At 74.2% G+C, this 14,804-nt stretch carries 9 protein-coding genes; 3 read left to right on the top strand and 6 right to left on the bottom strand.

The genetic code is table 11. From position 1 onward, the window contains the following. Positions 1 to 930: 930 nt before the first annotated feature. From D476_RS0107535 to secA2, 4 genes are all read right to left on the bottom strand, one after another. A complete protein-coding gene (locus tag D476_RS0107535; RefSeq protein ID WP_017623340.1) occupies positions 931 to 1,200 on the bottom strand; it encodes a DUF6406 domain-containing protein in 270 nt (89 codons plus the stop codon). A 203-nt stretch (positions 1,201 to 1,403) separates the two neighbouring features. Further along, a complete protein-coding gene (locus D476_RS0107530; protein ID WP_017623339.1) occupies positions 1,404 to 2,093 on the bottom strand; it encodes a response regulator transcription factor in 690 nt (229 codons plus the stop codon). Next, positions 2,084 to 3,418 carry a sensor histidine kinase gene (locus D476_RS0107525; protein WP_017623338.1) on the bottom strand — a complete coding sequence of 445 codons (1,335 nt, stop codon included), beginning with the start codon at positions 3,416 to 3,418 and terminating at the stop codon, positions 2,084 to 2,086. The genes D476_RS0107530 and D476_RS0107525 overlap by 10 nt, the downstream gene beginning before the upstream one ends. Before the next feature lie 288 nt (positions 3,419 to 3,706). Beyond that, entirely contained in the window at positions 3,707 to 6,001 is a 2,295-nt protein-coding gene (secA2, locus tag D476_RS0107520; RefSeq protein ID WP_017623337.1) for an accessory Sec system translocase SecA2, read from the bottom strand. Positions 6,002 to 6,269: 268 nt separating this feature from the next. Between secA2 and D476_RS0107515 the strand changes: the two genes are divergently transcribed. Further along, a complete protein-coding gene (locus tag D476_RS0107515) occupies positions 6,270 to 7,841 on the top strand; it encodes a glycerol-3-phosphate dehydrogenase/oxidase (protein WP_017623336.1) in 1,572 nt (523 codons plus the stop codon). A 103-nt stretch (positions 7,842 to 7,944) separates the two neighbouring features. Here D476_RS0107515 and D476_RS0107510 read toward each other — a convergent pair whose 3' ends face one another. After that, positions 7,945 to 8,526 (bottom strand): GTP-binding protein, encoded by a 582-nt coding sequence (locus D476_RS0107510; RefSeq protein WP_017623335.1) that lies wholly within the window; start codon positions 8,524 to 8,526, stop codon positions 7,945 to 7,947. 223 nt (positions 8,527 to 8,749) lie between these two features. After that, positions 8,750 to 10,105, bottom strand: a complete 1,356-nt coding sequence (locus D476_RS32410; RefSeq protein WP_017623334.1) for a uracil-xanthine permease family protein — start codon at positions 10,103 to 10,105, stop codon at positions 8,750 to 8,752. 537 nt (positions 10,106 to 10,642) lie between these two features. On the opposite strand from D476_RS32410, the gene hisS reads away from it, so the two are divergent. Beyond that, positions 10,643 to 11,965, top strand: a complete 1,323-nt coding sequence (hisS, locus tag D476_RS0107500; protein ID WP_017623333.1) for a histidine--tRNA ligase — start codon at positions 10,643 to 10,645, stop codon at positions 11,963 to 11,965. Positions 11,966 to 12,386: 421 nt separating this feature from the next. Beyond that, entirely contained in the window at positions 12,387 to 14,786 is a 2,400-nt protein-coding gene (locus D476_RS0107495) for a LuxR C-terminal-related transcriptional regulator (RefSeq protein WP_017623332.1), read from the top strand. Positions 14,787 to 14,804: the final 18 nt, after the last annotated feature.

Below are 14,804 nucleotides of genomic sequence, written 5' to 3'. Positions count from 1 at the left end.
CCGGGAACCGCCCCGCTCTGGCCGTCGCCGCCCAACACGGTCACCACGCACACGCCCGGCGGCCGACAACGCTGGCGGAAGGACCGCCGACCTTCGTCGTCGCCGCTGCCTTTCCCTGCGCTCTGGCGGCCCGCCGCCCGGCCGGGGCCGGTGAGCGGGGTACCTGCTGTGCCACCTCCCCGGACCGCGAGGGGCCCGGTGGGGCATCCATGGTGGTGGCACCTGCGCGGAACCACTGATCGAGTGGCGGTACCGCCCCCTGGATCGCCGAACCCCCGCGGTGAGTCCGTTCTACTCGGAATGCGCCCCGGGAGGAGTGCCCCTCCAGTCCCTGCGCACCGGCCCGGCGGCCGCCACGAACGCGAACGACCACCCACCCACCCGCCCGCGCCGCGTTGCCGGACCGCGAGCAGCCCGCCGCCCGGCACGCAGGGCCCGGGAACCGCCCCGCGCCCCCGTCGCCGCCATCTCCCCCACACCCCGCCGACCCGCCGCCCGGCCGGGGCCGGTGAGCGGGGTACCTGCCGAGCCGTCGCCTTCCCGGACCACGAGGAACCCGCCGCCCGGCAGGTAGGACCCGGGAACCGCCCGGCCTCTGCCGTCGCTGCCGGGCACACCGGCCACGCACACGCCCGGCGGCCGACAGCGCTGCGGGGAGGGCCGGTCGCCCTCGTCGTCGCCGCTGCTTTTCCCTGCGCCCCGATGGCCCGCCGCCCGGCCGGCGTCCGCGAGCGGGGCACCTGCTGGTCCCGTCGCCGCCCACCCGGACCACGAGGAACCCGCCACCCGGCAAGCAGGGCCCGGGAACCGCCCCGCTCCCGCCGTCGCCGCCCTCTCCGGTGACCGCCCACACTCCTGCCGCCCGAGAGCGCGGTCGGGTAGGCCCGCCTCCCCCCTTCCGGCATTACGCCGAAAAACGGGCGTCCTGAATCAGCTCAGCCGAACACACAGAAGATAGGCCTTCGAGGTCTCCTCTTCACCGATCTCGGTCACTTTCCACGTCTGCCCGCCGACGGTGAAGGTGTCACCGACGCGCACGACCAGCATTCCGCTGGGACGCCATTCCTCGGGGCCGCCGATCTTGGCCGTCGGACGTCCGTCGTCGCCACGCCAGAACCTCCCTCCGCCGACCGGGCCGCCCTTGAAGCGGTCGTTCCGGCCGTAGGTGATCTTCTCCTGCGCCCCGACCTCGTGGATCAAGACCGAACCGTCTCCGTTCCATCAACGGCCGCCCCCGAACACGGCCGAAAAAGCGACGCGGCGCCCCCCTGTCGGCCCCGCGCGGATTCTCCGAACTCTACCCTCCGGGAATGTAAATGCATATGACCGCCGACCCGCATTTACCGTCCGTTTCGCGAAGTGTCGGAGACGGAATCACACTGGGGACCTTGGTCCCACCCGCCTCACGCGCCGCGCAGATAGGTCAGAACGGCCATCACCCTGCGGTTGAGGCCGTCATCCGGCGGCAGGTCGAGCTTGGCGAGGATGTTGCCGATGTGCTTGCCGACCGCCGCCTCGCTCAGGTGCATCCGCTGCGCGATCGCGGTGTTGGAGTGCCCCTCGGCGATCTCGGCCAGCACCTCGCGCTCGCGCCCGGACAGCCGCTCCAGCGGGTCCCGGCGCCGCCGCAGCAGCTGGCGCACCACCTCCGGGTCGACCACGGTGCCGCCCGCCGCCACCCGCCCGAGCTGCGCGGCGAACTCCTCCACATCGGCCACCCGCTCCTTGAGCAGGTACCCCACGCCCGCGCCCCCGCCGGAGTCCAGCAGGTCGGCGGCGTAGCTCTGCTCCACGTACTGGCTGAGCGCGACCACGGCCAGGCCGGGCCGCTCCCGGCGCAGCCGGACGGCCGCGCGCAGCCCCTCGTCGCTGTAGCCGGGCGGCATCCGGATGTCGGTGACCACCAGACCGGGGTCGTGCCGGTGCACCGCCTCCTCCAGCGCGGCCGCGTCGCCCACCGCCTCGACGACGGTGAACCCGAACCGCTCCAGCAGGCCGGACAGCCCCTCGCGCAGCAGCACCCCGTCCTCGGCCAGGACGGTTCGGACGGCGCGGTCGGTGCCGTTCGGGCGGTCGTCGGGGGTCACGGACACGGCAGCTCCAGTCTCAGAAGGGTCGGCCCGCCGGGCGGGCTGGACAGCAGTATCCTCCCGTCGGCCACCGCCGCCCGGTCGGCGAGGCCGGTCAGCCCCCCGCCCTCGGCGGCCTGGGCCCCGCCCCGGCCGTCGTCGGCGACCTCCACGACCAGCATCCCCGCCTCCAGGCGCGCGTGCACCCGGGCGCTCGCGGCCCCGCTGTGCTTGGCGGTGTTGGCGAGCGCCTCGGCGACGGCGAAGTAGGCGGTGGCCTCGGTGTGCGCGGGCGGCCGCCGGTCCAGTTCGACGCTGACCTCGGTGGGCACCGCGCACCGGTCGGCCAGTTCCGGCAGCGCCGCCTCCAGCCCCCGGTCGGTGAGCACCTGCGGGTGGATGCCGTGCACCAGCTCGCGCAGCTCCACCAGCGCGCGCTTGGCCTGCTCCTGGGCCTCGGCGATGCTCTCGCGCGCCGCCGATCCCTCCGGCAGGTCCAGCCGTGCCAGCCCGAGCCGCATGGAGAGCGCCACGAGCCGCTGCTGGGCCCCGTCGTGCAGGTCCCGCTCGATCCGGCGCCGCTCGGCCTCGAAGGCGTCCACCAGCCGCGCCCGGGACCGCGTCACCTCGCTGAGTTCGGCCCGCAGCGCCTCCTCGCCCCGGTCCCGCTGCATGAACCGGACCAGCTCGACCTGGGCGGCGACGGCCAGGCCGCCGAAGTAGGCGCCCAGCGCGAGCACCGCGGCGCCCGCCAGGGAGGGGAGCCACGTGTCCCCGACCGTGTCGACCACCCACGGGCCCAGGGTGATGGGGGCCTCGTCCATGAAGACGAGGACGGGGGTGCCCGCCATCGTCGCCCCGAGCAGCAGCAGCATCCCCACGGTGCCGGTGAGCGGGAGGAACAGAAGGGCGGTGAGGACCAGCACGGCCATCCCCCGCCACGTGGCGCCTTCGGTGTAGCGGGTGGCGAACCAGGCGGCCAGGCCGGGCCGGCGCGGCTCCCGGTGCGGTGTCGGCAGGGGCCGGTCGTCGACAAGGCGCACGCGCAGGCGCTCCAGCGCGGCACCGGGCACGGCGACGAGGGGCCCCGCGGTGGCGAGCAGCAGCGCGCCGGACACCACGAGGAGCACGACCTCTCCCGGGGCGGGGGACGCCCCGTGCGCATTGTCCGCGATCGAGGCGGCCAGAATCAGCCACGGCATGCCCAGCAGGACCAGCGGCACCCCCCACAGAAGCGCCGACAGCGGCGTGGCGATCCCGTAGAGCAGGGCGCGCAGCGGCCAGGGGCTCAGCAGGTAGCCGGGCCGGGCCATGGCCTTCAGCAGGCTTCGGGGGCGCTCGTCGGGCACGGCTACAAAGCTATGCGGTCCCGGCCGCAGGGGGACATGGCCCTGCCCATGGCTCCGGGGTAGGGGTGGCCCTACCCCGGAGCCGTCCGGTGGCGGTCGCGGAGGCCGGTCCGACCGGCCGGGCCGCCCACAGGACCGCCGGGGGTCTTTCCGGATCGGCTCCGGAGAGGGCACCGGCGGCGTCATGCGGTCCGGGGAGGAGCCGGTCTGCACGCCGTCGACCGATGAGAACGCGGCGAGGTCCGTGCCCGGGCCCCGTCCGGTGGGGCCCGGCCCGGGAAACACGCCCTAATCCGAGGAGCGGCCCTTCAAGCGGCCCACGACCGTTTCGATGTCGGAGGAGAACGGGTGGTCGTGCACCATGTAGGTCCACGTCATCGACGGGCGCTTCACGCCCGCCGCGGCCACGTCGACCGCGCCGTCCTCCACCTCGGCCTCCTCGAAGGTCTCGGCGGCCCGCGCGCGGGCGTCGTCGAGGAACCCCTTGAAGGCCGGGACCGCGTCCCGGTTGAACTCGTCCAGCGGGTCGCGGCGCCCCAGGAAGCGCAGGTGGATGCCCTCGCGCAGTTCGGCGAGGAAGGCGTTGTGGTCGGTCCACCCGCGGTCCAGGTGGTACAGGGTGATCAGCCGTGCGGCGCGGGCCGTCTCCTCCTCGCCGACCTCCTCGACCAGCTCGCCGTGGCGGGCGGCGCAGTCGACCGCGAGCTGCCGGTCGCCGAGCCCCTGGGTGAGGACCGCCTCCCGGTGCTCCAGCACGACCTGGCGCTGCACGTCGATGATCTTGTTGTAGCGCCAGGTGTTGCGGTGCACCTCCAGCAGCCGCCCCTCGGCGATGCGCTGGGCGCGGTCGACCATGGCCAGCCAGCCCTCGTCGGCGATGCGCCCGTCGGCGTCGGCGGTGTAGCCGGTGGTCTCCCCGCCGTTGGCGGTGATCAGGTCGTCGTCGAGGCTGACGAAGAACGCCGAGCCGCCGGGGTCGCCCTGGCGGCCGGCGCGCCCGCGGAGCTGGTCGTCCAGGCGGCTGCTGGGGTAGTGCCCGAACCCGAGCACGTACAGCCCGCCCGCCTCCACCACGCGGTCCCGGTCGGCCATGTCGCTGCCGCCGAGCCGGATGTCGGTGCCGCGCCCGGCCATCTGGGTGGAGGCGGTGATCGCCCCGTAGGTCCCGGCCTCGGCGATGACGGCGGCCTCGTCGGCGTCGTTCTTGGCGTTGAGGACCGTGCACTCCAGGCCCTCGTCGGCCAGGCGCTTGGCGAGCAGCTCGGACTCGGCCACGTCCTGGGTGCCGATGAGCACCGGCCGCCCCTGGGCGTGCACCCGGGCCACCTCGGCGACGAGGGCGTCCTCCTTCTCCTCCCGGGTGGCGTAGAGCCGGTTGGCCTCGTCCTCGCGCACGCAGGGCTTGTTGGAAGGGATCTGGGCGACCTCGAGCTCGTAGAACTCGCGGAGCTGCTCGGCCACGGCCATGGCGGTGCCGGTCATCCCGCACAGGGTCGGGTAGCGCAGCGCCAGCGACTGCACGGTGACCGAGTCCAGCACCTCGCCGGTCTCGGAGACCTCCACCTTCTCCTTGGCCTCCACGGCGGCCTGGAGCCCGTCCGGCCACCGCTGCAGCAGGGCGATGCGCCCGCGGGACTCGTTGATCAGCCGCACCTGGCCGTCCCGGACCACGTAGTGCACGTCGCGCTGGAGCAGAACGTGGGCGTGGAGGGCCAGGTTGACCCGGGGCAGTACCGAGGTGTCGTTCTCGTCGTAGAGGTCGACGCCGCCCAGCGCCTTCTCCACCGCGTCGATGCCGGCGTCGGTGAGCTGGACGTTGCGCCCCTCATCGTCCACCTCGTAGTGGATGCGGGGCTTGAGGCCGCGCACGAGGTCGGCCATCTCGGCGTCGGCGTCGGAGGCCGCGGCCGCACCGGCCAGCACCAGCGGCACCCGCGCCTCGTCGACCAGGACCGAGTCGGCCTCGTCGATGATGGCGATCTCGGGAGGGGGCAGCACCCGGTCGCCCGCGTCGGTGACCAGCCGGTCGCGCAGCACGTCGAAGCCCAGCTCGCTCACCGAGGCGTAGGTGATGTCGGCGCTGTAGGCGGTGCGGCGCTCCTCGCCCGTGGAGTCCTCGGCGATCCATGCCGGGGCGACCCCCAGCAGGTCGTACAGGGGGCGCATCCACTCGGCGTCGCGCCGCGCCAGGTAGTCGTTGACGCTGAGCACGTGCACCCGCTTGCCGCGCAGGGCGAACCCTGCGGCGGCCAGCGCGCCGGTCAGCGTCTTGCCCTCACCGGTGGCCATCTCGGCGATGCGCCCGTCCAGCAGGGCCATGGTGCCCACGAGCTGGACGTCGAAGGGGCGCTCGCCGAGGGCGCGGCGGGCGGCCTCGCGGCCCACCGCGCACAGCTCGACCAGGTCGGGCCGGTCATAGGGGAGCTCGGCGTTGCCGAGGTCGGTGGCCCTGCGGGTGAGCTCCGCGTCCTCCAGGCCGCGCAGCTCCTCCTCGCGGGACTCGATCTGTTCCAGCAGTCTGCTATAGGGCCTGATGTCCACCGCTCCGGGCTTGCCCAGCAGCCTGCGGACGCCTTCCGCCATTCGTCCGAACACCACGCAAGACTAACGTGCCCGCCCGGATGTGTGTTCCGGCACATTCCGCTCTTCGGCCGCCCGCGCCCCGCCCCGGGCGGCCATGCCCCTCCTCGCCGCGGCGTGTCCGGCGGCGCCGCAGGACGCAAGGGCCGCGGCCGGGCGGGGCGGGCCGGGTGAGAGGGAGTTGACACACGGCCGTGACGGGGGCAATCTGGGCCATGCGTTCGGCATTGTCGTACGCCGGTCGACATCAGGAGAGTCAGGAACACCAGCGATGCGCACCTCCACCGTGACCCGCCCCATCTCCCCCGCCCGCGAGCACACCCGCGCCGAACTCACCCGCGGCACCTTCGACCTGCTGGTCATCGGCGGCGGCATCCTCGGCACCTCGGTCGCCTGGATGGCCACCCAGGCGGGCCTGCGGGTGGCGATGGTGGACGCCGGCGACTTCGCCGGGGCCACCTCCAGCGCCTCCTCCAAGCTCGTCCACGGCGGCCTGCGCTACCTGCAGACCGGCAACGTGGGCCTGGTCGCCGAGAACCACCGCGAGCGGCGCGCCCTGTCCGGCTCGGTCGCACCGCACCTCGTCAACCCGATGCCCTTCCTCGTCCCCGTCTACAAGGGCGGCCCGCACGGCGCCGCCAAAATGGGCGCCGGGGTGTTCCTGTACTCCGCGCTGTCGGCCTTCGGCGACGGCGTGGGCCGGGTGATGACCCCCGCGCACGCCCGCCGCCTCGTGCCCGACCTGCGCACCGACGGCCTCAAGGCGGTCGCCGCCTACCACGACCACCAGATGAACGACAGCCGCGTGGCCGTGATGACGGTGCGCGCCGCCGTCGAGGCCGGCGCCGTGGTGCTCAACCACGCCCCGGTGCAGGGGCTGCGCACCACGCACGGCCGCGTCAGCGGGGCCGAGGTGCGCGACGGCGTCGACGGAACCGAGTTCGGCATCGACGCACGCCTGGTGCTCAACGCCACCGGCCCGTGGATCGACCACCTGCGCCGCATGGAGGACCCGGCGGCCGAGCCCAGCATCCGCCTGTCCAAGGGCGCGCACCTGGTCGTCAAGCCGAACCGCCCGTGGCACGCGGCGCTGACCGTCCCGGTCGACAAGTACCGCGTCTCCTTCGCCATCCCCTGGGAGGACCACCTGCTGCTGGGCACCACGGACGAGGAGTTCACCGGCGACCCGGCCGAGGTCGCCCCCGACGGCGCCGACGTCGACCAGATCCTCGGCGAGGCGGGCACCGCCGTCGGCGCCGACGTGCTCGACCCGGCCAACATCACCTACTCCTTCGCCGGGCTGCGGGTGCTGCCCGGCGGCCCCGGCGGCACCAGCGCCGCCAAGCGGGAGACCGTGGTGACCCGCGGCCGCGGGGGCATGCTGTCGGTGGCCGGCGGCAAGTGGACCACCTACCGGCACATCGGCCGGACCGTCATCGACCGGCTGCGCCGCAGCCGCTCGGTGCCGCTGGCCGAGGACATGTCGCCGACGCTGAAGACGGTGCCGCTGCCGGGCATCGCCCGCCCCGAGGCGGTGGCGCACCGGCTCACCGCCGACGCCGAGCCGCCGCGGCGGATGGACCCGCTGGTCGCCCGGCACCTGGCCACCCACTACGGCAGTGTCGCCCTGGACATCGCCGACCTGGTGCGCGAGGACCCGTCGCTGGGCGAGCGGATCCACCCCGAGGGCCCGGACATCTGGGCCCAGGCGGTCTTCGCCCGGGACAGCGAGTGGGCCCAGACCGCGGACGACGTGCTGCGGCGCCGCACCACCGTCACCGTCCGGGGCCTGGACACCGATGACGTCCGCGCGCGTGTGGAGGCGCTATTGGCCGAGCGCTGACGGCCGCGCGGAACAGAGCGGAGCCCCGCCGGACCTCCTGGAGAGGACCGGCGGGGCTCCGCCGTCGCGGGTGCGGCCGGTGCGCCGCGCGGGGGCCGGGGGCTCAGGCGGGCTGGCCCTGGCGCCCCATGGCCTCCACCGCCATCGCGCGCTTGACCAGGGCCACCAGCACGTTCAGCACGGACTGGCGGTCCCGGGCGTCGCAGTGCACGATCGGCACCCCGGCGCCCAGGTCCAGGGCGTCGCGCAGCTCTTCGTCGGAGTAGCCCGCGGGGTCGTCGAAGTCGTTCACCGCGATCAGGAACGGAAGCCGGTACTGCTTCTCGAAGTAGTCGAGGGCCTGGAAGGAGTCCTCCAGGCGGCGGACGTCGACCAGGATGACCGCACCGAGCGCGCCGCGGACCAGGTCGTCCCACATGAACCAGAAGCGCTGCTGGCCGGGCGTTCCGAAGAGGTAGAGGACCAGGTCGGTGTCGAGCGAGATCCGGCCGAAGTCCATGGCGACCGTGGTGCTGCCCTTGTCCGGCGTCTTGGAGAGGTCGTCGATGCCCGCGCTCGCCGCGGTGACCGCCGCCTCGGTGCGCACCGGCGGGATCTCCGAGATCGCGCCGACGAACGTCGTCTTGCCGACCCCGAACCCGCCGGCGACGATGATCTTCGTAGAGAGCTTCGGTGACTCGTTCACTGTCTGTTCAAGTCCTCACGACTCCGGGTTCGCGGCGGCGCGCCCTGAAGTACCGGGACGGCCCGCCGCAAAAGGGATACGGCCCTCGCGGCTGCGCCCGGGGACCATGCAGTGAACCTAGCACCGACCGGTCGCGCCGCGTGACCGGATCGTCGGGGTCGTGGGCCCCGCGCAGGTCGGCGCGGGTGCCCGGGCGGGGGTGCGGCGGGAGGAGGGGCCGGGGTCAGCCGTCGGCGCCCGCGGGCGGCGGCGCGGGTTCGGCGACCGGATCCGCCCCGCGTCCGCGGCGGGACAGCCGGGCCAGCGCATGGTACCCCGCCAGGGTGATGATCGTACCCAGGGCGATGCCCTCGATGGAGAACCCCTCGGTGACCTCCAGGGACACCCCGCCGATCCCGGCGACCAGCCCGGCCGCCAGCGGCACCAGGACCACCGGGTCGCCGAAGTCGACCCGGTTCTCCACCCAGATCTTGGCGCCGAGCAACCCGATCATCCCGTACAGCACCACGGTGACGCCGCCGAGCACGCCCGCCGGGGTGGCCGCCACCAGCGCCCCGAACTTGGGGCACAGCCCGACCAGGACCGCCACCGCGGCCGCCACCCAGTAGGCCGCCGTGGAGTAGACCCGGGTGGCCGCCATGACCCCGATGTTCTCCGCGTAGGTGGTGGTGGGGGCGCCGCCGACCGCGCTGGACAGCGCGGTGGCGATGCCGTCGGCCGCGATGGCCCGCCCCATGTAGGGGTCCAGGTCGTCGCCGGTCATCTCCTGCACGGCCTTGACGTGCCCGGCGTTCTCGGCGATGAGGGCGATGACCGCGGGCAGCACCACCAGGACGGCGGAGGCCTCGAACTGCGGCGCGTGGAACTCGGGCAGGCCGACCCAGGGCGCCTCGCGCACCGCCGACAGGTCCACCCGCGGCGCGGCGGCGCCGTCGGGGCCCACCGCCGGGCCGAGCAGGGCGTCGGCCGCCAGCGACAGGGCGAACCCGAACACCAGGCCCAGCAGGATGGTGATGCGCCCGAGGAAGCCCTTGAGCAGCACGGTGGCCAGGATGACGAAGACCATCACGGCCAGCCCGGTCCACTGGTCGAAGGGCCAGTAGTTCTCCGCGACCACCGGCGCCAGGTTGAAGCCGATGAGCAGCACCACCGCACCGGTGACCGCGGGCGGGAAGGCGGCGGTGACCACCCGGGGGCCGAGCAGGTGCACGACGAAGCCGGACAGGGCCAGCACGATCCCGGCCACGCAGACCGCGCCGGTGAGCACGGCCGGGCCGCCCCCGGACCCGGCGATGACGGCGGCCGCACCCACGAAGGAGGCGCTGGAGCCCAGGTAGCTGGGGATGCGTCCGCCCACGATGAGCAGGAAGAGCATGGTGGCCAGGCCGGACATCATGATCGCCAGGTTCGGGTCCAGGCCCATGAGCACCGGGAAGACGAAGGTGGCCCCGAACATGGCCACCACGTGCTGGGCCCCCAGGCCCACGGTGCGGCCCCACGACAGCCGCTCCCCCGGGGCGACGGACTCGCCCGGGGGCGGCGCGCTCCCGTCTCCGTACAGCGTCCAGCCCAGCTTCATGCGCCCTCCCGGGGTTGCGCCCGTTTCGTACCGAATATCAAGAATGCCGGATGTTTAGCGGCCCGATCCCCGGCGCGGTGGCGAGCGCTGCGGCGGAGGGCCCCGGAGACCACCGGAGCACGCGGACTTTACGACATTGTGAGCGGCCCATTTCGGCCGCCGGGAACAGTGTCGGCGGCACGGGACCCCGGACTACCGTGGAGGGGAGGCCTTCGACGCGGTGACCGCCTTCTTCGCATTCCTGGCACAGCGAACTCGGCGCGGCCGCATAGGAACGGTCCTCACCGACGCGCAGGGGCGCCCGGACGCCCGATGTCCCGGCCCCTGCCGTGCGCGGTGGCCCCACCGGCCCACTCGACCGTCCAGGTGGGCCGGTGGCGGCGTTCCCGCCGCCCGTGCCGCGGCGCCGCGCCCGCCCCGCCCCTGTCCGCCCGCGCCCACACCCGGGTCACGCGCGCCCGGCGGTTCGGTCCGACCACCCGCCAGGGCCTACCATTGGTCTGATCCCTGCACCGGCTTAAGGAGCCATCCGAACCGATGTCCGAACAGCGCGTCATCCGCCCGACCCCCATCAGCGGCTTCCCCGAGTGGCTGCCGGAGATTCGGTCCGTGGAGCAGCGCTGGCTGGACCATATCCGCGCCGGTTTCGAGCGGTACGGGTTCGCCTCGGTCGAGACGCCCTCGGTGGAGAACCTGGACGTCCTGATGGCCAAGGGCGAGACCTCCAAGGAGGTCTACACCCTGCACCGGGTGCACGAGGAGGAGGGCGAGGACTCCGAGGCCCGGCTCGGGCTGCACTTCGACCTGACGGTGCCGTTCGCCCGCTACGTCGCCCAGCACTTCAACGAGCTGGCATTCCCGTTCAAGCGCTACCAGATCCAGCGGGTCTGGCGGGGCGAGCGCCCGCAGGAGGGCCGCTACCGCGAGTTCACCCAGTGCGACATCGACGTCATCAACGTCGACGGCGTGCCCCTGCACTTCGACGCCGAGATGCCGCGCGTGGTGCACGAGGTGCTGGCCGGGCTCGACCTGCCCGCCTGGACCCTGAACATCAACAACCGCAAGGTGCTGCAGGGCTTCTACGAGGGGCTGGGCATCGCCGACCCGCTCGCGGTCATCCGCGCCGTCGACAAGCTGCACAAGATCGGCGACGACGGGGTCCGGGCGATCCTGTCCGACGAGGGGCTGTCCGGCGCCCAGATCGACTCCTGCCTGGAGCTGGCCCGCATCAAGGGCGCCGACCGCTCGGTGGTCGACGAGGTCGCCAAGCTCGGCGCCGAGTCCGACCTGCTCACCGAGGGCCTGGAGGAGCTGGGCTTCGTCCTGGACTCGCTGGCCGACCTGCCCGAGGGCAGCGTGGTGGCCGACCTGTCCATCGCCCGCGGCCTGGACTACTACACCGGCACCGTCTACGAGGCCGCCTTCGACGACGACCCGGGCTACGGAAGCATCGTCGCGGGCGGCCGCTACGAGAACCTGGCCGGGCAGTTCATCCGCCGCAACCTGCCGGGCGTGGGCATCTCGATCGGGCTGACCCGCATCTTCGCCAAGCTGGTGGCCGAGGGGCGGCTCCCGGCCGGGCGCACCTGCCCCACCGACGTGCTGGTCGCGGTCCCCTCCGCCGAACGGCGCGAGGAGGCGCTGCGCACCGGTGCGCTGCTGCGCTCCCGCGGCTTCAACACCGAGGTCTTCCACCAGGCATCCAAGGTGGGCAAGCAGCTCCAGTACGCCTCCAAGAAGGGCATCCCCTTCGTGTGGTTCCCGCCGTTCGCCGAGGGGCGCCCGCACGAGGTGAAGGACATGGCCACCGGCGAGCAGGCCGAGGCCGACCCCGCCGCCTGGGAGCGCCCGGCCCGCTAGGGCCTGATCCGAGCGACACGCCCTGGGACCCGTGGCCCGGACCGGCCGCGGCGCCAGGGGGGGGTGTCGCTCGGACCCCGGCCTGCCGCGCGATGCCCGGCCACGCCCCTCGCCGCGTTCGCTTCGACCGAGGGCGCACCCCGGCCGACCGCCCCGCCCGTCGGGGACACGGCGGCCTCGCGAGGGAGCACGACGCCGCCGGTGCCCTCGACGGCCGTGATCCGAGCGGTACCCCCTCCGACCTCCCGCCCTGGCGCCGCTGCCGGAACCGGCCAGTTTCGCGGACACGGGCCGCCCCGCGTGGAACACTTGAAGCAGGGCTCACGTGTGCCGGTCCCGGGTCGGCACGGCGGAGCGGCATCCCTCAGTTGCGCATCGCCCAGTGAACGAGGCCATGTCAGACCCTCGCCATAACCTGCCCGTGCCACCCGACGACCTCATCGGCCGCGAACGCGACGTCGCCGACCTCCGCCGGATCATCGCCGGAACACGGATGGTCACCCTGGTCGGCACCGGCGGGATCGGCAAGACCCGGCTGGCCCTGGATGTGGCCGACGGCTCCGCCGCCTCCTTCGCCGACGGCGCGCGCTTCGTCGACCTGGGCCAGGTCTTCTCCCCCGAGCAGGTGGCCTCGGCGGCCGCCCTGGCCACCGGGGTCTCCGAGCGCGGGCACCGCTCCCCGGAGGACGCGGTCGCCATGGCCCTGCGCTCGCGCAGCGTCCTGCTGGTGATCGACACCTGCGAGCACGTGGCCGCCGCGGCCGCGGCGCTGTGCGCGCACCTGATCGAGCACTGCCCCGGCGTGCACATCCTGGCCACCAGCCGCCAGCCGCTGCGGGTGGAACGCGAGGCGGTGTGGCGGGTGCCCCCGCTGTCGGTGCCGCCCGACCCCGGGGGCCACCGGCGGTCCGGCGCCCCGCCGCTCACCCCCGAGCGGGCCCTGGCCTCCGAGGCGGTGCGGCTGTTCGTCTCCCGCGCCCTGGCCGCCCGGCCCGGCTTCGAGCTCACCCCCGCCAACACCGGCGCGGTGGCCGCGGTGTGCCGCATGCTCGAAGGGGTGCCGCTGGCCATCGAGCTCGCCGCCGCGCGCATCCGGGTGCTCTCGGCCCAGCAGGTCCTCGCGCGGCTGGACGACCGGTTCCGGCTGCTGGCCACCGACGAGCCGCACGTCCCGGCCCGGCAGCGCACCATGCGGGCCGCCCTGGAGTGGAGCCACGGCCTGCTCAGCCCCGCCGAGCAGCTCCTGCTGCGGCGCCTGGCGGTGTTCTGCACCTGGAGCCTGGACAAGGCGGTGCACGTGTGCTCCTTCGGCGACCTGGACCCCGGCCAGGCCCGCCGCGCGCACACCTGGCTGGTGGACAAGTCGCTGGTGGCCCTGGACTCGGTGGTCGGCTCCGAGCGCCACTACCGGCTCACCGACACGGTGCGCGCCTTCGCCGCCGCCGAGCTGGCGGCCGCGGGCGAGGAGCAGCGGGTCTGGCGGCGCATGCTGGCCACCGCCGCCGAGTGGTACGAGGGGCTGGCCGAGCGGCTCTCCGACCGGCTCCCCTGGGAGGAGCGGCTCGAGCACATCCGGGTGCTCGACCACTGCCTGGACAACACCCTGCAGATGCTGGAGCGCGCGGTGGGCGCCTGCATGGTCGAGGAGGGGCTGCGCATCTGCGCCGCCCTGCGCAGCTACTGGTACGTGCGCGACCTGCACCAGCCCGCCTGCCGGGCGATCGAGCACCTGCTGGAGAGCGGGGAGGGCGCGGCGCCGCTGCGCGCCCGCGCCGCCGCCGTCCGCGCCGAGCTGATGCTCGGCGTGCACGGCCCCGAACCGGCCGAGACCGCCGCCCGGGAGGCGCTGGAGGCCGCCGAGGAGTGCGGGGACGGGGCCGCCGCCGGGATCGCCCGCACCACCCTGGCGATGACCGCGCTGCGCCGCGGGAACGCCGAGGAGGGGCTGGGGCACGGCCGCGAGGCGCTGCGGCTGGCGATCGCCTCCGGCGAGCGGTTCACCGAGATCTGCTCCCTCGGCGCGCTGTCCCAACTCGCCCGCTCGCGCGGGGACGACGACTCCTCCGAGGTGTTCCTGACCCGCAGCATCGCCATCGGGCAGGACATCGGCGACCGGTGGTGCGTGGCCCGGTGCCTGAACGCGCTGGGCATGCTCTCCACCCGGCGCGGCGACCTGGACGCCGCCGCCCGCCAGCTGCACGACGCCCTGCAGGTGTTCGTGGAGATGGAGCTGGTGCCCGACATCGCCCGGTGCACCGCCGGCCTGGGCTACCTGGACCTGGTGCGCGGCGACGTGTCCGGGGCGCGGCGGCAGCTCTCGGCGGGCCTGCGGATGAGCGTGGCCAGCGGGCGGCGGCTGGCCGTGGCGCACGCCCTGGAGGCCCTGGGCGACCTGGCCGTGGCCGAGGAGCAGCCCGAGCGGGCCGCCTCGCTGGCCGGGTCGGGGGCGCTGCTGCGCGAGTCGCTGGGGGTACCGGCGGTGCACGCCGAGGCGCTGCTGGCCGAGGCGCGGTCGGTGCTCAGCGACGACGCCGCGGAGAAGGCCTGGCATGCCTGGCGGGGCCTGCCGCTGGAGCAGGTGGTGGAGAACGCGCTGTACTTCCCCACCCCGCGAAAGCCGCTGCCGTCCCTGCTCACCCGCCGGGAGAAGGAGATATCGGTGCTGGTCAGCCAAGGGCTGTCGAACCGCCAGATCGCCGACCGGCTGACCATCAGCCAGGCGACCGCCGCCCGGCACATCGCCAACATCTTCCGCAAGCTGCTGTTCACGTCCCGCTCGCAACTGGCCGAGTGGGCCCGCGAGCACCGCCTCGACCCGTGAGGCGGGCCGCGCGCACGC

The organism is Nocardiopsis chromatogenes YIM 90109, from assembly GCF_000341185.1.
Classification (GTDB): domain Bacteria; phylum Actinomycetota; class Actinomycetes; order Streptosporangiales; family Streptosporangiaceae; genus Nocardiopsis_A; species Nocardiopsis_A chromatogenes.
Note: the sequence above shows the minus strand (reverse complement) of the source record. Positions and strands in the feature narration are given on the sequence as shown.

Bases quoted from the DNA above. Each gene is read 5' to 3' on its own strand.
- D476_RS0107515 (WP_017623336.1), top strand. From the start codon at position 6,270: ATGCGCACCTCCACCGTGACCCGCCCCATCTCCCCCGCCCGCGAGCAC.
- D476_RS32410 (WP_017623334.1), bottom strand. From the start codon at position 10,105: ATGAAGCTGGGCTGGACGCTGTACGGAGACGGGAGCGCGCCGCCCCCG.
- hisS (WP_017623333.1), top strand. From the start codon at position 10,643: ATGTCCGAACAGCGCGTCATCCGCCCGACCCCCATCAGCGGCTTCCCC.
- secA2 (WP_017623337.1), bottom strand. From the start codon at position 6,001: ATGGCGGAAGGCGTCCGCAGGCTGCTGGGCAAGCCCGGAGCGGTGGAC.